This is a genomic window from Vibrio sp. SCSIO 43137 (assembly GCF_028201475.1).
In the GTDB taxonomy this organism is placed as follows: Bacteria; Pseudomonadota; Gammaproteobacteria; order Enterobacterales; family Vibrionaceae; genus Vibrio.
The window spans coordinates 3,196,575-3,217,208 of record NZ_CP116383.1 but is presented as its reverse complement, the minus strand read 5'-3'; the positions used below and the strand labels follow the sequence as shown (position 1 = coordinate 3,217,208).

Here is a 20,634-nt window from a genome sequence, read left to right as displayed (position 1 = left end):
GCGCTTTTTTACATCATATGTTTACGGCGGATATCCAGCAGTGAAAAAATGCCGAAGATTAAAATCGACCATTTTTCCCATCCGCTGATTTTGACCTTATCGCCAAAGGCGCCGATAAAAATCAGCATCTGAACCGCATGCATCATAAACAAGAATGCCGCCATAATATAAAGGGCAATGGCTGCTTTGCCCGGAAACGGCATAAACAGGTTCAAAATAAGTATCAGCCAGACAAAGGCGATAGAAGCTTTGGCCAGCATAATCAGTATCTTCATTATTTACTCCTCTGATAGAGACGGAAACTTACCTGACCGGCATGTTTTTCGCGGTAAAGCGACCAGTTTGGCGGGAGTTCAGGCATAACAAGTTCGCGCTCAGTCTCAATATAAACCATAGCATCTTCACTGAGCCAGTTGTTGTTTTCTAACTGAATAATAACCTCATCCAATAGGCCTTTACGGAATGGAGGGTCGATAAAAACGATATCAAATGGTGTTGCCTGCTGATTCAGGTAGCTAAGTGCATCGGTATGCAGCGCTTTTACCTTATCTGTTTTTAAAGCCGAAATATTAGAGGTCAGTTGCTGGTGAGCCGATTTATTCAGCTCAAGCATAACGACTTCATCCGCCTGACGGGATGCCGCTTCAAATCCCAGACCACCGGAGCCGGAAAATAGATCCAGACAGCGTGAATGGGGAATGTCCGTTGCCAGCCAGTTAAACAAGGTCTCTTTAACCCGATCCGTCGTTGGTCTGAGCCCTTCTGCATCATGAACCGGTAGCTTTCTGCCTCTCCAGAGGCCGGAAATAATCCGGATAGAGCCACTAGAGCGCTTATTTGTGAGGGAGTTTTGCTGACGACGTCTTACCATAAGATTTTTTGACCGCGAATAAAGTGATACTATAACCAGTTCGAAGTGTACCAATCATTGTCGAAAGATTTCAGTACTTTGTGTTTTTTTCTGGTTTAGCTGATAAAGCAGAAGAAAAATTCAGGGTGAAGGGCTCCTTTTGGGCTCAATATTATCAAGCAGAAGTAAGATCTAGGATTTCTCCAGATGACGGAAAAGAAAAAGCGCGGATTATTTTCATGGCTTGGTTTCGGTAAGCAGGAACCAACTCAGGAAGCAGAACAAGAACAAGTTCTGGATCAGGAACAGCAGGCAGAAGAAACTGCTCAGGCTGATGAAGTACAGGCCGAAGCAGAACTGTCAGAAGTTGAGCAGCAAGAAAGCGAAGCGGCTGCTGAAGTAGCAGATGAGCCGGAACTATCTGAGCAGCAGAGTGCTGCTGAAGAGACTGAAGAATCAGCTCAACAAGCAGAACAACAAGAAAGTTCAAATGATGCGGATACAGAATCTGAAACCGAGCAATTAGAAGTTGAACTGGTTTCAGAAGCGGTTGAGACTCCAGAAGAGTCAGAAGAGTCAGAAGAGTCAGAAGAGTCAGAAGAGTCAGAAGAGTCAGAAGAGTCAGAAGAGTCAGAAGAGTCAGAAGAGTCAGAAGAACCTCGTATCGTAGAGCAGGAAAAGCCGACCGAAGGCTTTTTTGCCCGTCTTAAACGAAGCCTGACCAGAACAAAAGAGAATATCGGTGCCGGTTTCTTTGGCCTGTTTAAGGGCAAGAAAATTGATGACGATCTGTTTGAAGAGCTTGAAGAGCAGTTATTGATTGCTGATGTGGGTATTGATACCACAATGAAGATCATCGACAACCTGACGGACAAGGCTTCCCGCCGGGATCTGAAAGATGGTGAAGCACTGTACGGACTGCTGAAAGAAGAGATGAGCGATATTCTTTCACACGTTGAAAAGCCGCTGGAAGTTGATACTGACAAAACTCCATATGTAATTCTTATGGTCGGCGTGAATGGCGTTGGTAAGACGACTACCATTGGTAAGCTGGCTAAGCAGTTTCAGGCTCAGGGTAAGTCAGTCATGCTGGCAGCCGGCGATACCTTCCGTGCTGCTGCTGTAGAGCAGTTGCAAGTATGGGGTGAGCGAAACAGTGTTCCCGTGATTGCGCAGCATACCGGTGCTGACAGTGCTTCCGTTATCTATGATGCCATTGAGGCAGCAAAAGCCCGTGGGGTAGATGTTGTTATCGCGGATACCGCAGGGCGTCTGCAGAATAAGAGCAACCTGATGGAAGAGCTGCGTAAAATTGTGCGGGTAATGAAGAAAATTGATGACTCAGCCCCACATGAAATTATGCTGACACTGGATGCCGGAACTGGCCAGAACGCCATTAGTCAGGCAAAACTGTTCAGCGATGTTGCCCCGATTACAGGTATTACTCTTACCAAGCTGGATGGTACGGCGAAAGGTGGTGTTATCTTCGCTATTGCCGATCAGTTTCAGATCCCGATTCGTTTTATTGGTGTCGGTGAAGGGATCGACGATTTAAGACCGTTTAACAGCCAAGACTTTATTGAAGCCCTGTTTAGCAGGGAAGAGTAACAGATTGCAATTCTGAGCATAATTCAGCGTTGAGGATACTGGGGTGATTAGATTTCAACAAGTGAGTAAAGCTTACCGGGGTGGCCGGCAGGCATTACAGAAAGTGGATTTTCATCTGCGTAAGAAAGAGATGATCTTTCTTAGTGGTCATTCAGGTGCAGGTAAAAGTACTCTGCTAAAGCTGATTTGTGCCATGGAGCGTCCGTCTGACGGAAAAATTCATTTTAATGGTCATGACATCACCCAGATAGCCAATAAAGATATTCCGTTTTTACGTCGGAATATAGGAATTGTGTTTCAGGATCACCGATTGTTGATGGATCGCTCTGTGTTTGAAAATGTGGCTCTGCCTATGAGAATAGAGTCCGCCTCCGAAAATGATATCCGGCACCGGGTTTCTGCTGCACTGGATAAGCTTGGTTTGCTGGATAAAGCCAAATGCCTGCCGAGTCAGTTATCCGGCGGTGAACAACAACGAGTCGGAATAGCCAGAGCGGTAGTTAATCGTCCAGCATTAGTGTTGGCCGATGAACCGACGGGGAACCTTGATCCTGAACTATCCAACCGGACCATGCAGATATTTGAAGAGTTCAACCGTGCTGGTGTCTCTATTATTATTGCAACCCATGATATTAATCTGATTAACAGCCGCCCTCAGCATCGTCGTTTTGAACTGAATCAGGGCTTTATGAGCGAGGTTGAAGGTTATGGCCAGTAATAGCAGGGCAAAAGCAGCCATAGTGCATGACGGCTTTGTTAAGGTGCATGTTAAGCAGCTTAGAGCCTCCTTTTTTGCTCTCTGGCAACGCCCTTTAGGCAATATTCTTACGTTAGCGGTTATTGCAGTAGCACTTGCCTTACCTGCATGCGGTTACCTGATTGGAAAGAACATTGCCAAAGTGGCAGAAGGAGTAACCACTCCGTCTAATGTCAGCCTGTATGTTCAAGAAGGCACGCCTGAAGCACGAATAATGGTGCTGAAGGATCAGATTGAAAACTGGCCTTCCGTTGCTAGTGTGAAATATATCTCCTCTCAACAGGGTCTTAATGATTTAAGTGAATATTCCGGCTTTGAGCAGGCGATATCCCTGTTAAATGATTATGCCTTGCCCGCGGTATTGGTGGTTCAGCCCGCCGTCGATAGTAATAGCGAAATCCGTAAGATAGCCAGCCAGTCGCAGCAGCTTGATATCGTTACTGATGTTCGTCTGGATGAAGACTGGCTTGCACGACTGAATGCCATTCAGAATCTGGCAATTGTCATTGCCACAACTTCAGCAGTACTTATGCTGGGAGCCGTCTTCCTTATTGTGGGTAATACATTGAGGTTTACTGTATTGGCGCATAAAGAAGAGATTCAGGTGATGAAGCTGATAGGGGCTACCGATGGCTTTATTCTGCGTCCATATCTCTATTCTGGTATGTGGTTTGGTGTGATTGGTGCTTTGGCTGCATGGATCTTAACCGCTGTGATTACCATTTTACTCAATGGTGCGGTAGAAGATCTGGCCATGCTTTACGATAGTCAGTTCAGATTAATGGGTCTTAACTGGGATGAATCTCTGCTGTTATTAATGACGGGAGTGCTGTTAGGCTTTGTCGCCGCGAGGTTCTCTGCCCGTAAGCATTTAAAAGAAATTGAACCTGTTTAACAGAACTCTGTCATAAAGGTAATCCGCAAAGGCTAATATTCACTATCTGCACTTGTTAATAGAAAAGAACTGTGGATAATTAGCATCCCCTTATTGAAACTTTCTTTGATTAGGTTCAATATTGATGGGTTTAGAGATAGAAATATTGCTCTTCATAAGATTATTGAGGAATTGAATGACAAACCAAACGTATCAAATGGCATTAGTATCCCAGGATAGCTTAGACAGCTATATTCGTTCAGTGAACAGCTACCCTATGCTGACAGCTGATGAAGAGCGTGGATTAGCCGAGCGATTACATTACAAAGGTGAAATAGAAGCGGCGAAAGGCCTGATTCTGTCTCATCTTAGATTCGTTGTTCATGTTGCCCGTGGCTATTCAGGCTACGGTCTGCCGATGGCTGATCTTGTTCAGGAAGGTAATATCGGTCTGATGAAGGCGGTTAAACGTTTTAACCCTGAAGTCGGAGTTCGCCTTGTCTCCTTTGCTGTACACTGGATCAAAGCTGAAATTCATGAGTACGTACTGAGAAACTGGCGTATCGTGAAAATCGCCACAACCAAGGCACAAAGAAAACTGTTTTTTAACCTGCGTAAGTCGAAAAAGCGTTTGGGCTGGTTTAACAATGGTGAAGTTGAGACCGTTGCCCGTGAGCTGGGTGTAGAGCCGGCAGAAGTCCGTGAAATGGAATCCCGCCTTGCCGCTCAGGATGCTACTTTTGAAATGCCAACGGATGATGATGACAGCGGTAGCTATGCAGCGCCTGTATTATATCTGGAAGACAAGCATTCAGACCTTGCCGACAATGTCGAAGCGGATAACTGGGAAGCTCACACCAATAGCAGGCTGACTCATGCGTTAGCGACTCTGGATGAGCGTAGTCAGCATATTGTGCGTTCCCGTTGGCTTGATGATCAGAAGTCGACACTTCAGGAGCTTGCAGAAACCTATGGTGTATCGGCTGAGCGAATCAGACAGCTAGAAAAGAATGCCATGAAAAAGCTTAAACTTGCTGTAGGTGAGTTTTAACTGCTGACAGATTGAAAATTTTTAAAGGCCGGGATCTTATGATCCCGGTTTTTTTATATCTGATCATTTTATTGCGCAGTAAGGGTTAAATAAATTGTGAATAACTCTGTGAAGAAATGTTAGGTGACTTGTAAGAAACAGGCTAACAGACTGGGTTTTCAGCCAGAATGCCACTGGGGATAATCTATGACATACTCACAGAAAAACAAAGATCATCACTATATATTGTGGATCTTTATTTTCAGAAGCACTTTATTAACGCAATCCACAAATTTATCCACAGTTGATGTTTTATTGATCAGCTGGTGGATAAAGTTAACAATAGAAGCTGAGTTGATATCTGGATAGATATCAGAGTAAGAAGAAGGAATAGCTATGAGTACCTTTAAACAGATAGATAATATGGGTGCCAACGAATTAATGACCACCAGAGGAGCGGTACTGGTTGATATACGTGATATCGGCTCATATACCGCATCTCACGCCAAATCAGCTCTGCATCTGACTAATGACAACATTGTACAGTTTATGAATGATGTCGACTTCGAGCAGCCTGTTCTGGTGATGTGTTATCACGGAGTCAGTAGTCAGGGGGCTGCTCAGTATCTGGTTAATCAGGGTTACGAAGAGGTGTATAGTGTGGATGGCGGATTTACCGCATGGCATGCAGCAGGTTTACCGACAGAGAGTAACTAGTGATAAAACTCATCGTTCTTGATAATCCCAGATTAGCGCAGGCTTTTATCGATTATATGGCCTCTCGGGGCATCCCTGTGGATATGATGCCGGAAGGCGGAGGTATGTTTGCTGTCTGGCTGAAAGACAATCAGTATCAGATCGAAGCTGAATCAGAGCTGCAGCACTTTCTTCAGGATCCAAACAACAAGAAGTATCAGGCGGCGTCATGGGATATGGCAGACAGCAGAACCAGAAAGTTCGCTTACCAGACACCCGGCCTGCTGAATATGGTGAAAGCAAAAGCAGGGCCTTTTACGCTGCTGATTATGATGGCAACCATAGTTATCTATGCAGCTTTGCAGCTTGGCTTTGCTGAGGTGGTTTTTTCCAGCCTGCATTTTCCTGCATTCGATGAACAACGCTATCAGCTATGGCGTTGGTTCAGTCATGCTTTACTGCATTTTTCCACTGTGCACATTGCCTTTAACTTACTTTGGTGGTGGCAGCTAGGTGGTGATATAGAGAAACACTCAGGCACCCTTAAGTTATTGCAGATATCTTTGTTGTCCGCTGCGATTTCGGGTGCGGGTCAATTCTGGGTAGAGGATGCCAACTTTGGCGGCTTGTCCGGGGTGGTTTATGCGCTGCTTGGCTACATCTGGATTACCGGACAACTTGCACCGCAGAAAAACTTGTCACTGCCTAAACCCATAGTTGGCTTTATGTTGGTCTGGCTGGTGTTGGGCTTTGTACAGCCCTATATGGCAATAGCCAATACAGCACACCTTATGGGGCTGATTTGTGGTGTTGCTTTAGCTTGGATAGACTCGCGCTTGTTGGTAAAGCAAAGGAGATAGCTCTCCTTTGCTTATTGATACAGGTATTTAGTAAACAGCAGATCAGCAATCAGGGTTCTGCCTGTTTCAACCAGTAGTAAGCTGTTTAGCTCATCAAGTAGTTTTTTACGCAGTTCTTCTCTTCCTGCCAGTGACTTAACCTGATCAGATGACTGCTGCCCGATGATTTCAACGATAGTGTTTCTGATTAGCGGATCGTGTTGCTCTAAATCGACGATATAGCTATTATCGGCCACCATAAGATCGATTCTTACCTGCAGATAGCTAAGGGTTTTGCCTTTGGTGTAGATGTTAGTCGTCATATCCGGTTCCAGCGTGTAGTAGGCAAAAGCCGGACCTTGATCTGCCTCTTCATTAGCAAGAGATGTTACGGAAAACAGAGATGTGCAGATGAAAGTAAAAAGTAAAAGATAACGTGTCAGCATATTTTTGATTCTTTATTATTGTTCCGATATTAGAATCGCCCTGTTCTGCTACAATGGGGCGCAAAGCATAATCGTATTTTGCGGCTTCTTTAACCAAAACCCAAGCATTAATTAATAAAAATAACCATGAATGAGCTGATATCGCTGTACATTGCTGCTCTCAAAGACGTTGACTGGCAAGATGTTAATAAGTTTGAACTATCCGGGGAGATTTCTCTGCCCTGGCTTCTGGAAAAGGGTTCTCTGTCACGCCGTTTAGCCGGGAAATGTGAAAAACTATCGGTAAATTTGTTAAACAATACTATGATTTCTGTTCGGCAGATCAGTGAGAAGGAGAGAGCTCTGCTGTCCGGTAGTGAGTTCCTTCTGCGTGAGGTTGTTTTGTTTGGTGATTCACAGGAGTGGGTAGTAGGGAGAACATTGATCCCTTCTCAGTCTCTGGAAGAGCAACCTTATGATTTAACTGAGCAGGGCGAGATACCTCTGGGGCTGACGGTTTTCAGTGCGGAAAATGTTCACCGGGACGAGTTAAAAATAGGCTGGGCAGAAACCCCGTCCGGCAGGCTGATTGCCAGACGTTCAAGGTTGTGGATGAATCAGAAGCCCATGCTAGTTGCTGAGCTGTTTTTGCCGGATGCGCCAGTGTATTCAAAGGAGAAGTGCTAAATGAGCTTTGCCAAAGCAAGATCTTATTGGCTGTTAATGAGAATGGACAGACCGATAGGCTCATTATTGCTGTTATGGCCGACGCTGTGGTCATTGATATTGGCGGCGAAAGGGATGCCGGACTGGGACGTATTAGTCGTATTTGTTGTCGGTGTAGTTTTGATGCGTTCGGCCGGATGCGTGATTAACGATTTTGCCGACCGTGACTTTGATGGTCATGTTAAAAGAACCAAACTGCGTCCGTTGCCATCCGGGCAGGTAACCCCAGTTGAGGCAATTGTGCTGTTTGTTATTCTGGCACTGGTTTCATTCCTTCTTGTGCTTACTATGAACAGCTTAACGGTGAAGCTCTCCTTTGTCGGCATTGTACTGGCGTTTATCTACCCCTTTATGAAGCGCTTTACCCACCTTCCTCAACTGTTTCTTGGTTTGGCATTTAGCTGGGCTATCCCTATGGCCTGGGCGGCTCAGGCCAATGAACTGGTTCCGCAGGTATGGTTGCTGTTTGTTATTAATGCCATTTGGACAATCGCTTACGACACCCAGTACGCCATGGTGGACCGCGATGATGACTTGTTGGTCGGGTTAAAATCGACAGCCATTCTCTTTGGCCGCTTCGACAAGATGATTATCGGCATACTACAACTTGTCACGTTGTTGCTGTTTATAGCTCTGGGAATTTGGCTGCAACTGGGGCAGGCATTCTACTGGGGAATTCTTGTCTCTTCTGCCCTGTTTGTTTATCAGCAGTATCTGATCAGTAAAAGAGAAAGGGACGACTGTTTTAAAGCATTTCTGAATAATAATCAGGTCGGAATGGTAATGGCCCTGGCCCTGTTTCTGAGTACCTTATAAGTAAAAAAGGTTCTGAGTTAACTCAGAACCTTTTCAATCTTACTCATCTGTTACCTGAGGTTCATCTTGGTACAGACTTTCCTGAATAGTGAGTTTTACTTCTGTTGATATCAGGTTAGATAGCATCTTCGCTAACGCCTGAGTCTTAGTCACATTACACTGGCCGTTACTGTCAATGTACTCCTGCTCTTTCAGAGTATTAAACATAAAGCTAAATACCCCCTTATCAAAGAACTCCGGAGCATTAATACCGTGCAGTCTGCCAAGTCTCTGCGCAACCTGCTGGCTCAGTTGCTCTAACTGAGATTTATCCAGCTCAGGGTTAGCGCCAAGAAGGTTAATTGCGATAGCGTAGCGTTGCAAAGTTTCAGCAATGGTTCTGCCCAGTAGGATGAGTGACTGAATCTGCGGTTCGTTCAGGTAGATGGTATCTTCTTTTCGTACTACCAATTCCTGACGCACAAGCTCCTCTAAAATGCTGTCTACTACAGACGACAGTTCATCCTGTTCGAAGCGCAAGAATAGCTCTTTTTTCAGGAAAGGATAAAGGGCCTCTACTGAGCTTTTAACCTGACTAATGCTCAGTGATTCATTCTGCACAATTAGCTGAGCAATCAGAGACGGAATAGCAAACAGGTGAATGATGTTATTGCGGTAGTATGTCATCAAAATCGACTGTTCCCGATCTAACGAAATAATATCACCCATGGTATCTGACTCGACTACAAACTTATCCAGCCCGATAGCATGAGCAACCAACTGTTCTGCAGTTTTATCCGGCATGGTAGCGGTAGGCGAATAAGGTGCATTTTTTAACAGAGAGAGATAAGAATCGATCTGTGCAACCAATGTATCTTTAGCCAGAGCCCGCTGTTTTGATGCCAGTAAGGCGGTTGCGCAGAGCGTCAGCGCGTTGGTTGCTGCGGCATCGTTAATATGGGTCATCATCTTATCAGCAAGCTGATTTACCACCGGCAGCAGCCAGTCCGGTCTGGTCGGGTTCATAGGGTTAATGTCTTTAGACCATTCAGGAACCTGCTCATTCAGATACTGGTTTAGCGGAATGGGCTCGCCAAAGTTCACGTAACCCTGTCCGAAGTTACGTAGCTTACGTATGGTTCTCAGTACCTGACCTGCGTTCTCTTTCTCTTTTCTCTTTCCACGCAGCTCCTTGGCATAGGTGGAAACTTCCATCACATGTTCATAGCCGATATAAACCGGAACCAGGGTTACAGGGCGGTTTAGCCCTCTTAACATGGCCTGAATTGTCATCGCCAGCATACCGGTTTTCGCCTGAAGTAACCGGCCGGTACGGGAGCGTCCGCCTTCACTAAAGTACTCTACTGAGTAGCCCTTACTGAACAGTTCTGCCAGATACTCGCGGAAAATGGTTGAGTAGAGACGGTTGCCTTTAAAGCTGCGACGGATAAAGAAAGCACCGCCACGGCGGAAAATAGGACCTGCCGGAAAAAAGTTCAGGTTAATACCGGCAGCAATATGCGGAGGAACCATACCTTCATTGTATAGAACATAGGAGAGCAGCAGGTAATCCATATGACTACGGTGACACGGCACATAAACAATTTCATGCCCGTCCTGAGCCAGACGTCTTACCGTCGCGGCATTGCTGATGTTCAGCCCCTGATAAAGCTTGTTCCATAGCCAGCCCAGAATTCTGTCGCCATTTTTAACCAGAGAATAAGAGAAGTTAGCTGCAATCTCATCAAGAATGGAGCGGGCCTCTTTTTGCGCTTTCTCAAGGCTGATATTTTTACTGGCAGCTTCATCGGCAATGGCATTTCGTATCACTTCTGAGTTGAGCAAGCGGTTAAACAGCTGCTCGCGTACCGGCAGGTTTGGCCCCGATGCTGCCATCTTCTGGCGAGAAAAGTGAATTCTGGCCACTCTTGCCAGCTTATGAGCAATGGACTCATCGGTTCCGTGTGAGGTAGCCATATAGCGTAGTGAAACAACCGGGCTGAAACGAACCATACAATCCCGGCCGGCAAGTAACAGAGATAATGCTTTTTGCGTCGCGTTCATCGGTTCAAGATAAGGCTTCACATTCTGCTCTTTACCCGGTTTTCTGCCCCACAATACAGATACCGGAATAACCTGAACATCCAGCTCTTTATCTTCGTCATGCAGTGATAATAGTTGGCTGAACAGCGAGATAGATGAGCTCGGAACATGCTTATTGCTACGAAACATAGAAGGACGGGAGATAATATAAACATAACGTCCAAACTGCTTGCCATTAATCTCAAGGGGAGAAAGCGGATCAGGCAGGCCCAGCTCCAATGCTTTTCTTCTCAGGGTAAATAGATCCATGTTGGAGCGAAAAGGCAGGGCATAAACAATCGGCTTATTAATATCGATGTTTAAATCACTGATCGGCCCTGATGGGATCACTGTACTCTTTACAAATACCGAAAGAGGAAGTTTTAGTAGCGAACGGGGAATAATTCGTTCTGAAGACATTTGCTTATCGCCTCAATTATATTCAGTCTGCGGGTACTGAACCCATAGAAAATCTGCTCCGGGTTCAGATGCGCTGCAAGGATATCAGAAACTGGTCTAACCTTTTATCAGAAAATTCAGAAGTGTTGTTTTATTAATCACAAAAACGTTTATTTATAGGCATAGCACAGAGAAAGCAAAGCTCTGTGTTTAAAACACATTTAAATTAAACCGAACGGAGTACTGAAAGGCTTAAGCCCTATGAGGCGGGAACGGATTTGTAAAATCTTCCCCAACAGGCAGCGACCATAATGGCAAAAGCAAGCCTTGCCCAGAGGATAGCGGAAATATCTGCCCCCAGTAACAGGATGAGAATAGTATCCTCAATAATGCTATGACACAGACCAAGAAACCCCATTACTAATACAGTATCTCGTTTGCTGATATGCCCCTTTTTAACTTCATCGATTAATAGTCCGGCGCCAAAAGAGATACCTAGCGTCATGCCTATTATGGTGATATTTGCCGCTTCTTTGCCGAGAGTCAGACTACGAAGCAGAGGCATCAATAGTTTGTGCAGTATGGCTTCTATACCCAGATAACGTAACAAGCGCAGAAGGGACATGAGTGCCAGTAAGATAAAGAAAATAGAGATCAGCAGTTGGATTTGCTCAAGTGACCAGGCGGCAATAGAGTTCGTCGCTGTGCCGGAAGGCTGCCAGACAAGCTGAACCGGTTGCTGGAGATAATTGAGTTCGGTATAGAAGGTATTCAGAATGACACCTAATACCAGTGCACCTCCTACGCGGATAAGCAAGGTATCTCTCCATCTGATACCAAGCGCTTTAGCGATAGCGCCCTCAATAGGCAGCGAGTGGGCAAGTAATATCAAGGTACCGAGAACACTTACATCGGCAATGCTGATTTCCATGGTTAAAGCAAGGTTATAGAACACAATCATGGCGGCATAAACATTGGTAAGAATGGCAACCGCCCAGACAATGCCAAGCTCTTCTGGCAGGCCAACTAAGTTCATCACTGGAAACAACAGATGAGCCAGTAGATCTGTGGCGCCGAACTGATCGAGTACCTTAACAATGACAATAGCTGGCACCATCACCTTTAGTAGTGTCCAGTAGACCCGCAGCACTTCTGATATAAACTTTTTTAACTGTGCCGCTCTGTAATCCTTTTGCATGCTGACTGTCCTTATTCTTGTGTTGCGACTATTCTAAAGCAGCTGGTGGCAAATTATGTCAATAAATGCTGTCTGTAATTTACTAATGTTCGTATTTTAAAGGGGAAATACTAATAATGTTTCTTGATCGTACTGATAAGGCTATTTTACGAATTCTTCAGCAGGACTGTTCAATGACAAATGTTGAGCTGGCTGAACGTATTGCTCTTTCACCTCCCGCCTGTTTAAAACGGGTTCACCGGTTAATTAATGAAGGAGTCATTAGTCGTCAGGTAGCATTAGTGGATCCAGGTAAGTTAGGCCGCTGTCTTCATATTCTGGTTGAGGTCATTATGGAGCGGGACAGGCGGGACCTGTACAAGGCTTTTATGGATAGTGTTCAGGATGTGCCGGAGGTGAAACAGTGCTATCAGGTGACCGGAGAGGTCGATTTTGTATTGATAATAGAGGTTCCTGATATGGAATCCTATGAAGAACTTCGCGATGTTATTTTCTATAGTCATGAAAATGTGAAATCATTTAAGACATTGATTTCATTAAACCGATCAAAATATGTAACTGATACAATTATCCGGGATTAACCGGATTGTTTACACGGGAAAATCAAGTAGGCACAGGTATGCGGTTAAAAAATAACAGGTTTTCGTTGCAAGATAAAAAATACTGGATATACTCACAGTTAACTGTATAAAAAGACAGGTGACTTATGAAGCCGTTAACCCCACGCCAGCAACAAGTATTTGAGCTTATTAAAGATAAAATTGATGTAACCGGCATGCCGCCGACCCGTGCGGAGATCGCTAAAGAGCTGGGTTTCCGTTCTGCTAATGCTGCAGAAGAGCACTTAAAAGCTCTGGCCAAGAAGAAGGCTATCGAAATTATTCCAGGTGCCTCTCGCGGGATCAGGATTCTTCTTCAGGAAGAGGCTGCTAATGATGAAGAAGGTTTACCTCTGATTGGTCAGGTTGCGGCTGGTTCACCTATCCTGGCACAAGAACATGTTGAAGCGCATTATCAGGTTGATCCGAACATGTTCCGTCCTCAGGCTGATTTCTTGTTAAGAGTCAGCGGTGAGAGTATGAAAGATATCGGCATCATGGATGGTGATCTTCTTGCGGTACATAAGACTCAGGATGTCCATGACGGACAAGTTGTGGTTGCCCGAGTTGACGATGATGTGACGGTTAAAAGACTGGAGCGCAAAGGCGCTACTGTTTTATTGCATGCTGAGAATGAAGAGTTTTCTGCTATCGAAGTTGATTTGACTTGTCAACATCTGGCCATTGAAGGTGTGGCCGTAGGTATCATCCGCAATACCGACTGGATGTAAAATCACCACCAAGCTTGCCTTTCTAAATAATAATCATTATCATCTTCTTTATTTGTCGGAAGAAGATGATAATGAACACATCCCAAAAAATACCTTCATCTTCGAGGGTTAATGCAGCACAAAACTATCAGATACCGGATCATTTGCTTCAGCCAATGTGGCTACGCAGCAGAGAAAGTTTGGTTGATGACGGATTGGTGTATGACCCGATAGCCGCTAAAGCTTGTCGACTTTGTGAACTGTCAGACGAATGTCAGTCCGGCGATATCGACCAAAAACAACTTCTTCATGTCACTCTTACCAAACTTTGTGATAACCGGGTGGAAGCTTTTCTTCAGGCAAACCCTAATGCATGGGTGTTAAATGTCGGGGCGAGATTAGATACCCGTTTTTACCGTTTAGACAACGGAACCTGTCATTGGGTTGAGCTGGACACCAGTGAGAACCTTGTCTGGAGACAGCGCCTGTTCCATAAAAATGAACGCTATCGTCTTGTTTGTGGTTCAGTGAAAGACACTAGCTGGCTGGAAGAGTTGGCAATACCACCATCGGCACCGGTACTAATTGTCTGTGAGCAGGCCATGCTGGATTGTTCTATTGATGAAATTGCAGGTTTTACTCAGTCTCTGGGTTGTTACTTCTCCAATGCACAAGCCTGTTTTGTCGTGGCCGGAGACAGAGCTTCATCGGTTTTGGGCAGGAAAATGGGTTCAGTAAACTATCGTCATGGTCTGAATAACCCCGGAGAAAAGTTTTTACAGTGGCTGCCATGGATAAAGTGGGTCAACAGTTACTCACCTTTGGATGAGGATTGCGGACGTTGGAAACTGTGGCAAAAGGTGGTAGCAAAGCTGCCGCTTTTGAAAAACAGATTAACCCCAAGGCTTATTGAAATTCGCTGGTAAAAAGTAAAAAAGAGAAGCATGTTAGCTTCTCTTTTTTTGTCAGGTCTAAATCAGAATAAACGATTTAAGCCGTTTAAGGCGGCTACACGGTAAGCTTCTGCCATAGTAGGGTAGTTAAAGGTAGTATTAACAAAATACTCTATGGTGTTGGCTTCTCCCTTCTGCTCCATAATCGCCTGTCCGATATGAATAATCTCTGCGGCACGTTCACCAAAGCAGTGAATTCCCAGAATCTCTTTAGTTTCTCTGTGGAACAGTATTTTCAGGCTGCCGATATCTTTACCTGCAATCTGAGCTCTGGCTAAGTGTTTAAAGGAGGAGCGTCCCACTTCATAAGGTACCTTAGCGGCAGTCAGCTCCTGTTCCGTTTTACCGACAGAACTGATTTCCGGAATAGTATAGATACCGGTAGGAATATCCTCTATTAGATGGTTGTCTGCCTTACCTTTGGTAATAGTCTGGGCTACAAAACGGCCCTGATCATAGGCAGCACTGGCAAGGCTTGGATAGCCGATTACATCGCCTACAGCGTAGATGTGCTTTTTCTCCGTCTGGTACTTTTTATTGACCTTGAGAGAACCGCGGGAATCGGGAGTTAACCCGACAGACTCAAGGTTCAGCTTATCGGTATTACCGGTACGGCCGTTAGCATAGAGGATGCAGTCTGCACGCATCTTTTTGCCCGACTGAAGATGAATAATAACGCCGTCTTCAGTACCTTCAATTTTCTCGTAGGTTTCATCATTGCGGATAATGATGCCGCTATTCCAGAAGTGATAGGAGAGGGCGTCAGAAATTTCGTTATCCAGAAAAGAAAGCAGGCGGTCACGGGTGTTGATTAGATCGGTTTTAACATCCAGACCACGGAAGATAGAGGCGTACTCACAACCAATTACACCGGCACCGTAAATGATGATATGTCTCGGATCGTGCTTTAATGACAGAATGGTGTCACTGTCATAAATTCTCTCGTGGTTGAAATCGACATCTGCGGGCTGATAAGGCCTTGAGCCCGTTGCGATAACAAATTTATCTGCTGTGTACTGATCAATACTGCCATCGGGCTGTGTTACCGCGATTGTGTTGTCATCAACAAATTTAGCGTTCCCGAACAGAAGAGTGCACTGGTTTCGATCGTAAAACCCCTGCCGTAACCGAGTTTGCTTATCAATAACCGTTTTAGCATGACCAAGAATACTGGAGAAAGTGGAGTGCAGGCTGGAGTTATTACCTGAGAACAAAGGGTTTTTATTAAACTCAATAATCCGGCTGACGGCATGTCTCAGTGCTTTTGAAGGAATGGTTCCCCAGTGAGTACAGCCTCCGCCTACAGAAGGTTCTTTCTCGACAATAGCAACGTTCAACCCTGCTTTGGTTAATCCCATAGCCGCCCCCTCACCTCCGGGGCCACTTCCTATCACAATTACATCAAAGTGAGTTGATTGTTCCATCGCTTGATTCATCCATGTTCTTTTACATTATTGTAGCGGGATTTTAACTTAATAATCACTCAGGTAAATGCTTGTAAGCGCATAGCTTGTTTGTGATCACGCAGAACTTAGATTTCGCAAAAGATAGTCAATCTTGTCGTCTGTCGTTTTTCTCAGGCTGAATTTCGAGTTATAGTAGCTCCCTGTCATTGGTTGATCTGGTATATAAACGCTATGGGAGTGAGAGCTCAGCAAAAAGAAAAAACCCGTCGCTCATTAATCGATGCCGCCTTTAGTCAGTTGAGTGCAGACAGAAGCTTTTCAAATCTTAGCCTGAGAGAAGTGGCCAGAGAAGCAGGTATCGCACCTACTTCTTTTTATCGCCATTTTAAGGATATGGATGAGCTGGGATTAACTATGGTTGATGAAGGTGGTTTGCTTCTTCGTCAACTTATGCGACAAGCCCGGCAGAGAATTGTTAAAGAAGGGAGTGTAATAAGAACTTCCGTTGAAACCTTTATGGAGTTCATCGAAAGCAGTCCCAACGTCTTCCGCTTGTTGCTTAGGGAGCGTTCAGGCACATCAGCTGAATTTCGTGCTGCGGTCGCCAGAGAAATGCAACATTTTGTTGCTGAGATGAGCGAATATTTGATCAGCACTGGCATGAATAAAGAAGAAGCAAGCATTCAGGCTGACGCTTCGGTTATTCTGGTTTTTAGTTCAGGTGCCGAAGCATTAGATCTAAGCAAAAGTGAACGTGAAGAATTGACAGAACGACTGGTAGTGCAACTTCGGATGGTCGCGAAAGGCGCTTACTGGTACAGAAAAGAACGTGAACGACAAAATAATAGGATATAACTATGTCGAATGACTCAACACCCGTAAATCAAAATTCTGAAAGAAAAACCCTGTTGCTGGCTGTAGTGGCTGGTATGTGTGGTAACGCATTGCTCTCATCAGTAACGTTAAGTGAAGTTTCCTTTTCTATCTTCCCATTAATTGCATTGGTACTGGCAGTACAAATGCTTTATCAGAACTATCTGAGTAACCCTGTAGCGGAAGAGATTCCGATGATCGGTCTTGCCTGCTTCTTTGTTGGCGCATTTGGCCACTCTGCTTTTGTAAAAGCTCAGTTCCCGGAAGTAGGTTCTAACTTCTTTGCCATTATGGTGACCATGTTATTGCTGGCATGGGTGGGTAAGAAAATGGGATATCTGAATAAGAAAGAAGCAGAATAATTTGTTCTGATTATTTCAGGTATATAAAAAAACGAGCTACTAGCTCGTTTTTTTTATTGCCCGGATTGTCTCTTTCTACTGGTTAGATTTTCTTTCCAGCAACACACCCGCCTCCATATGGTGGGTATAAGGGAACTGATCGAAAAGAGCAAAGCGGCTGATAGTATGGGTTTCTTTCAGGATATCCAGGTTCTCTTTTAGTGTCTCCGGGTTACAAGAGATATAAAGAATACGTTCATAGCCCTGCACCATTTTGCAGGTATCTTCGTCCATACCTGAGCGTGGAGGATCGACAAAAATAGTATTGCAGTTGTAGCTGCTCAAATCGACATTCTGTTGCTTTAGCCTGCGGAATTCTCTTTTCCCTTCCATCGCTTCAGTAAACTCTTCGGCAGACATACGAATAATCTGTACATTATCTATCTTGTTAGCGGCGATATTAAATTGCGCCGAATCTACAGAAGGCTTGGCCAGCTCTGTAGCCAGTACCCGTTCAAAGTTTTGTGCCAGAGCAAGAGAGAAGTTACCGTTACCACAGTAGAGCTCAAGCAAATCGCCACTGCTATCTTCTGTGCAGTCTACTGCCCATTCCAGCATTTTCTGTGCAACTTCACCATTAGGCTGAGTAAAGCTGTTTTCTACCTGCTGGTAGATATAGCTTTTACTGTGCACGTTCAGCTTCTCAATCACATAATCCTGATCGAGAACGATCTTCATTTTACGGGCGCGGCCAATCAAGTTCAGATTGAAACCTTCGTTGTTTAGGCGTTGTTTCAGCTCTTTTGCTTCTTTAATCCAGTTATCATCTAGTTGGCGATGGTAAAGCAGGGAAACCAGAATTTCACCGCTTAAAGTAGAGAGAAAATCAACCTGAAACAGTTTGCGTCTGAGGGTGTCATTACCCTTCATCGCTTCAATAAGCAGCGGCATTAAATCGTTAATCAGGCGGCTGGCTGCCGGGAACTGATCGACTCTGTATTTCTGCTTGGTTTCCTGATTAAACATGATGTAGTAAAGCTCTTCGCCCTCATGCCAGACCCTGAACTCAGCCCTCATTCGGTAGTTCTGGATAGGAGAGTCAAAAACCTCTAGCTCAGGCGCATCGTATGGAGCAAACATCTGAGTTAAGCGTTCTACTTTCTCGTCCAGCTGTTGCTGATAGCTGTTTGGGTTTACTTCAAGTGTTGTCATCGATCGGCCTTTAACTTTAAACAGGGAGCGCAGATTTTATTCAATCCTTATCTCTTGTCCAGCACTGTTATGAAATTCTCTCATGCAGTGCTGATAATTTTAGCACTAGACAGAAAGCAGACTGATAATTAATATCGTTTGCGCTGGTGGTCGTTATCTTCAGGAAATAGTTTTTGATGAATAACAACTTTCAGGGAATCTGGTGAAAATCCAGAACTGACGCGCAGCGGTAATAGAGAACGGGCATCTGACGGGAAACCGACACACTGCAATTTGCGGGAAGTGAGATGTAAGGAAGGCAAATCGAACTGATTTGAAACGCTCTGAAGTCCGAATACCTGCCAGCAAGTAGTGAGCAATCACATACTGGAATATACGCGATTTTAGGATGAAAAAAATGAAAAAAACCGTTCTGGCGACCACTGTTACGTCGCTATTTTTTGCCGCGCCTAATATTTATGCGCAATCCCCTTCAGATGTAGAGACGATGGTGGTAACTGCCACCCGATTTGAGCAATCTCTGCAAACTAGCACGCTTCCTGTTGAAGTTATTACCAAAGAAGAAATTAATGCCATTCAGGCTAAAAGTGTATCTGAGATACTACGAAGATTGCCGGGTGTTCAAATCGCCTCTAATGGTGGCTATGGGCAATCTCAAAGTATCTTTGTTCGTGGCACTGAATCGGATCATGTTCTTTTTTTAGTTGATGGAGTCCGTATCGCTAGCGCTACAACGGGTACTGCATCGGTTTCGGCTATTCCTGTCGTGGCGATAGAAAGGATTGAATTTATTAGAGGCTCCAGAGGCGCTGTTTATGGCTCTGATGCTATTGGCGGTGTAATAAATATCATCACTAAAACTGATCGTGATGAAGGCGCTTTAGCCGTTGGTATCGGCAGTGATAAATTTTCACAAGGGCAGATATCCGTTTCGAAAAATGTATCCGAAAAGCTGAATGCTTCTTTTGCAGCAAACAAGTCACGTACGGAAGGCTTTTCAGTGACAGATACTGCCGGCAGTGAAGATGATGATGGTTATAAATCTGACGATATTATCGCTTCAGCAGACTATAAAATTAATGATAAATACAGCATTGATATACAGACTTTTTATCATGAAGGTGAAGTTGAGTATGATGCAGGTAACAGATATAAAGATGAGCGTATCTTCAACGTCGCAGGCACGCTGAACTTCCAAAACGATACTCTTGATTCAAAGCTTCAGTTGGCGGTCAATCAGGACTCAGCCAAGAGCCACACTCCGGGCGGGGTTTCCCTGTATCAGACCGACAGAAAGTCGCTTCTGTTTGCTAATCAATATCGTGTTAATGACGATTTATCTATCGGTGCAGGCCTAGACTGGTATCGTGATGATGTATCCAAATCAAGTGCAAACTTCACTGAAACATCCCGCCACAATACCGCATTGTATCTGAGTTCTCTTTATGACAAGCATGACTATCAGATAGAAGGTGCAGTCAGAACCGATGACAATGAGCGTTATGGCAGAAATACTACCTGGCAGTTGGGTGGTGGCTGGAATGTAAATGAGAATTACCGTTTAACGGCTAATGTCGGGACTGCTTTTAAAGCACCGTCATTTAACGACTTATATTCACCATTTGGGGGTGTTGCCACCCTTAAGCCTGAAGAGTCCGTTAACTACGAAGTTGCCCTGGAATCCAGTGCTGAGCTGTTTGACTGGCGTGTTGCTGCTTATGTAAACCAGATTGATGAGCTGATTGACTGGAGGCCTCAGGGGTTAAACTATTCACCGCAAAATATTGGTGAAGCGGAGATCAAGGGCGTTGAGTTCTTGGTCAATTTTGAAACTGGTGATTTTAGCCACAACATCAGCATTGATATTATGGATCCGCAAGATAAAGAGAGTAACCGCCAGTTGGCACGAAGAGCAAAAGAGAGTGCGAAATGGAACATCACTTACTATGCAGATAAGTGGCAGGCTGATATTAGCTATCTATATCAGGGGACGCGATATGATTACCCATCTTCAGGCAAGGTAAAACTTGATGCTTACTCGTTGGTTGATTTGTCTGTCAGCTACGATGTTCTGGACTCCCTTACTCTCAGAGGGCGGGTTGCAAACCTGTTTGATGAGGATTACGTATTAGCTAATGGCTACAATACACAAAAAAGAGCCTATTTCGGTACACTGGAATACCGATTCTGATGAAATTGACCGCCTTCGGGCGGTCTCTTATATCGCCCCCAAGCTTGAAAATCGGATGTTTGAGCGTATG

General features: G+C 44.7%; 21 protein-coding genes and 1 riboswitch. Of the genes, 14 read left to right on the top strand and 7 right to left on the bottom strand.

The window, feature by feature from the left end; translation table 11 throughout:
- Positions 1-8: 8 nt before the first annotated feature.
- Together PK654_RS15120 and rsmD are read right to left on the bottom strand one after the other, a co-directional pair.
- On the bottom strand, positions 9-275 hold the full coding sequence (locus tag PK654_RS15120; protein ID WP_271696771.1) for a DUF1145 domain-containing protein: 267 nt from the start codon (positions 273-275) through the stop codon (positions 9-11).
- Positions 275-871 (bottom strand): 16S rRNA (guanine(966)-N(2))-methyltransferase RsmD, encoded by a 597-nt coding sequence (rsmD, locus tag PK654_RS15115; RefSeq protein WP_271696770.1) that lies wholly within the window; start codon positions 869-871, stop codon positions 275-277. Before rsmD ends, PK654_RS15120 begins: the two co-directional genes overlap by 1 nt.
- A gap of 186 nt (positions 872-1,057) precedes the next feature.
- On the opposite strand from rsmD, the gene ftsY reads away from it, so the two are divergent.
- The 6 genes from ftsY to glpG all read left to right on the top strand — a co-directional run bounded on the left by ftsY (position 1,058) and on the right by glpG (position 6,675).
- Positions 1,058-2,458 carry a signal recognition particle-docking protein FtsY gene (gene ftsY / locus PK654_RS15110; protein ID WP_271696769.1) on the top strand — a complete coding sequence of 467 codons (1,401 nt, stop codon included), beginning with the start codon at positions 1,058-1,060 and terminating at the stop codon, positions 2,456-2,458.
- Between the two features lie 43 nt (positions 2,459-2,501).
- Positions 2,502-3,176, top strand: coding sequence for a cell division ATP-binding protein FtsE (ftsE, locus tag PK654_RS15105; protein WP_271696768.1), 675 nt, complete (start codon positions 2,502-2,504; stop codon positions 3,174-3,176).
- Positions 3,166-4,110, top strand: a complete 945-nt coding sequence (gene ftsX, locus PK654_RS15100) for a permease-like cell division protein FtsX (RefSeq protein WP_333909649.1) — start codon at positions 3,166-3,168, stop codon at positions 4,108-4,110. Before ftsE ends, ftsX begins: the two co-directional genes overlap by 11 nt.
- A 175-nt stretch (positions 4,111-4,285) precedes the next feature.
- Positions 4,286-5,140: an RNA polymerase sigma factor RpoH gene (gene rpoH, locus PK654_RS15095; protein WP_271696767.1), complete on the top strand. Its 855-nt coding sequence runs from the start codon at positions 4,286-4,288 to the stop codon at positions 5,138-5,140.
- Between the two features lie 375 nt (positions 5,141-5,515).
- A complete protein-coding gene (gene glpE / locus PK654_RS15090) occupies positions 5,516-5,836 on the top strand; it encodes a thiosulfate sulfurtransferase GlpE (protein WP_271696766.1) in 321 nt (106 codons plus the stop codon).
- Positions 5,836-6,675: a rhomboid family intramembrane serine protease GlpG gene (glpG, locus tag PK654_RS15085; protein WP_271696764.1), complete on the top strand. Its 840-nt coding sequence runs from the start codon at positions 5,836-5,838 to the stop codon at positions 6,673-6,675. Before glpE ends, glpG begins: the two co-directional genes overlap by 1 nt.
- 11 nt (positions 6,676-6,686) lie before the next feature.
- Here the strand turns inward: glpG and PK654_RS15080 are convergent, their stop codons facing one another.
- Complete coding sequence (locus PK654_RS15080) at positions 6,687-7,100, bottom strand: flagellar basal body-associated protein FliL (protein WP_271696763.1); 414 nt, start codon at positions 7,098-7,100, stop codon at positions 6,687-6,689.
- A gap of 126 nt (positions 7,101-7,226) precedes the next feature.
- Here PK654_RS15080 and PK654_RS15075 point away from each other — a divergent pair, with 126 nt between their 5' ends.
- Positions 7,227-7,766 carry a chorismate lyase gene (locus PK654_RS15075; RefSeq protein WP_271696762.1) on the top strand — a complete coding sequence of 180 codons (540 nt, stop codon included), beginning with the start codon at positions 7,227-7,229 and terminating at the stop codon, positions 7,764-7,766.
- On the top strand, positions 7,767-8,621 hold the full coding sequence (gene ubiA, locus PK654_RS15070) for a 4-hydroxybenzoate octaprenyltransferase (RefSeq protein WP_271696761.1): 855 nt from the start codon (positions 7,767-7,769) through the stop codon (positions 8,619-8,621).
- A gap of 39 nt (positions 8,622-8,660) precedes the next feature.
- Here the strand turns inward: ubiA and plsB are convergent, their stop codons facing one another.
- Positions 8,661-11,102 (bottom strand): glycerol-3-phosphate 1-O-acyltransferase PlsB, encoded by a 2,442-nt coding sequence (gene plsB, locus PK654_RS15065; RefSeq protein WP_271696759.1) that lies wholly within the window; start codon positions 11,100-11,102, stop codon positions 8,661-8,663.
- Positions 11,103-11,340: 238 nt separating this feature from the next.
- Entirely contained in the window at positions 11,341-12,279 is a 939-nt protein-coding gene (locus PK654_RS15060; protein WP_271696758.1) for a hypothetical protein, read from the bottom strand.
- 116 nt (positions 12,280-12,395) lie between these two features.
- On the opposite strand from PK654_RS15060, the gene PK654_RS15055 reads away from it, so the two are divergent.
- The 3 genes from PK654_RS15055 (at position 12,396) to PK654_RS15045 (ending at position 14,514) form a co-directional block, all read left to right on the top strand.
- The gene (locus PK654_RS15055) at positions 12,396-12,860 is read left to right on the top strand and encodes an Lrp/AsnC family transcriptional regulator (protein ID WP_271696757.1); all 465 of its coding nucleotides are present in this window, start codon (positions 12,396-12,398) and stop codon (positions 12,858-12,860) included.
- Positions 12,861-12,985: 125 nt separating this feature from the next.
- Positions 12,986-13,609 (top strand): transcriptional repressor LexA, encoded by a 624-nt coding sequence (gene lexA, locus PK654_RS15050; RefSeq protein ID WP_271696755.1) that lies wholly within the window; start codon positions 12,986-12,988, stop codon positions 13,607-13,609.
- Between the two features lie 71 nt (positions 13,610-13,680).
- The gene (locus PK654_RS15045; protein ID WP_271696754.1) at positions 13,681-14,514 is read left to right on the top strand and encodes a class I SAM-dependent methyltransferase; all 834 of its coding nucleotides are present in this window, start codon (positions 13,681-13,683) and stop codon (positions 14,512-14,514) included.
- A gap of 50 nt (positions 14,515-14,564) precedes the next feature.
- On the opposite strand, the gene sthA is transcribed toward PK654_RS15045, so the two are convergent.
- Positions 14,565-15,965, bottom strand: coding sequence for a Si-specific NAD(P)(+) transhydrogenase (gene sthA / locus PK654_RS15040; protein ID WP_271698900.1), 1,401 nt, complete (start codon positions 15,963-15,965; stop codon positions 14,565-14,567).
- Positions 15,966-16,178: 213 nt separating this feature from the next.
- On the opposite strand from sthA, the gene fabR reads away from it, so the two are divergent.
- Both fabR and PK654_RS15030 read left to right on the top strand, forming a co-directional pair.
- Positions 16,179-16,802 (top strand): HTH-type transcriptional repressor FabR, encoded by a 624-nt coding sequence (fabR, locus tag PK654_RS15035; protein ID WP_271696753.1) that lies wholly within the window; start codon positions 16,179-16,181, stop codon positions 16,800-16,802.
- Between the two features lie 2 nt (positions 16,803-16,804).
- On the top strand, positions 16,805-17,182 hold the full coding sequence (locus PK654_RS15030; protein WP_271696752.1) for a YijD family membrane protein: 378 nt from the start codon (positions 16,805-16,807) through the stop codon (positions 17,180-17,182).
- A gap of 75 nt (positions 17,183-17,257) precedes the next feature.
- On the opposite strand, the gene trmA is transcribed toward PK654_RS15030, so the two are convergent.
- Positions 17,258-18,373, bottom strand: coding sequence for a tRNA (uridine(54)-C5)-methyltransferase TrmA (gene trmA / locus PK654_RS15025; RefSeq protein ID WP_271696751.1), 1,116 nt, complete (start codon positions 18,371-18,373; stop codon positions 17,258-17,260).
- A gap of 127 nt (positions 18,374-18,500) precedes the next feature.
- Positions 18,501-18,733: riboswitch (cobalamin riboswitch) on the top strand.
- A 37-nt stretch (positions 18,734-18,770) separates the two neighbouring features.
- Here trmA and PK654_RS15020 point away from each other — a divergent pair.
- Positions 18,771-20,564: a TonB-dependent receptor domain-containing protein gene (locus PK654_RS15020; protein WP_271696750.1), complete on the top strand. Its 1,794-nt coding sequence runs from the start codon at positions 18,771-18,773 to the stop codon at positions 20,562-20,564.
- The last annotated feature ends 70 nt before the right edge of the window (positions 20,565-20,634 follow it).

Excerpts from the sequence above, each read along its gene's own strand:
- PK654_RS15120 (WP_271696771.1), bottom strand. The coding sequence starts at position 275 with ATGAAGATACTGATTATGCTGGCCAAAGCTTCTATCGCCTTTGTCTGG.
- rsmD (WP_271696770.1), bottom strand. The coding sequence starts at position 871 with ATGGTAAGACGTCGTCAGCAAAACTCCCTCACAAATAAGCGCTCTAGT.
- ftsY (WP_271696769.1), top strand. The coding sequence starts at position 1,058 with ATGACGGAAAAGAAAAAGCGCGGATTATTTTCATGGCTTGGTTTCGGT.
- ftsX (WP_333909649.1), top strand. The coding sequence starts at position 3,166 with ATGGCCAGTAATAGCAGGGCAAAAGCAGCCATAGTGCATGACGGCTTT.
- rpoH (WP_271696767.1), top strand. The coding sequence starts at position 4,286 with ATGACAAACCAAACGTATCAAATGGCATTAGTATCCCAGGATAGCTTA.
- glpE (WP_271696766.1), top strand. The coding sequence starts at position 5,516 with ATGAGTACCTTTAAACAGATAGATAATATGGGTGCCAACGAATTAATG.
- PK654_RS15080 (WP_271696763.1), bottom strand. The coding sequence starts at position 7,100 with ATGCTGACACGTTATCTTTTACTTTTTACTTTCATCTGCACATCTCTG.
- PK654_RS15075 (WP_271696762.1), top strand. The coding sequence starts at position 7,227 with ATGAATGAGCTGATATCGCTGTACATTGCTGCTCTCAAAGACGTTGAC.
- ubiA (WP_271696761.1), top strand. The coding sequence starts at position 7,767 with ATGAGCTTTGCCAAAGCAAGATCTTATTGGCTGTTAATGAGAATGGAC.
- plsB (WP_271696759.1), bottom strand. The coding sequence starts at position 11,102 with ATGTCTTCAGAACGAATTATTCCCCGTTCGCTACTAAAACTTCCTCTT.
- PK654_RS15060 (WP_271696758.1), bottom strand. The coding sequence starts at position 12,279 with ATGCAAAAGGATTACAGAGCGGCACAGTTAAAAAAGTTTATATCAGAA.
- PK654_RS15055 (WP_271696757.1), top strand. The coding sequence starts at position 12,396 with ATGTTTCTTGATCGTACTGATAAGGCTATTTTACGAATTCTTCAGCAG.
- lexA (WP_271696755.1), top strand. The coding sequence starts at position 12,986 with ATGAAGCCGTTAACCCCACGCCAGCAACAAGTATTTGAGCTTATTAAA.
- PK654_RS15045 (WP_271696754.1), top strand. The coding sequence starts at position 13,681 with ATGAACACATCCCAAAAAATACCTTCATCTTCGAGGGTTAATGCAGCA.
- sthA (WP_271698900.1), bottom strand. The coding sequence starts at position 15,965 with ATGGAACAATCAACTCACTTTGATGTAATTGTGATAGGAAGTGGCCCC.
- fabR (WP_271696753.1), top strand. The coding sequence starts at position 16,179 with ATGGGAGTGAGAGCTCAGCAAAAAGAAAAAACCCGTCGCTCATTAATC.
- PK654_RS15030 (WP_271696752.1), top strand. The coding sequence starts at position 16,805 with ATGTCGAATGACTCAACACCCGTAAATCAAAATTCTGAAAGAAAAACC.
- trmA (WP_271696751.1), bottom strand. The coding sequence starts at position 18,373 with ATGACAACACTTGAAGTAAACCCAAACAGCTATCAGCAACAGCTGGAC.
- PK654_RS15020 (WP_271696750.1), top strand. The coding sequence starts at position 18,771 with ATGAAAAAAACCGTTCTGGCGACCACTGTTACGTCGCTATTTTTTGCC.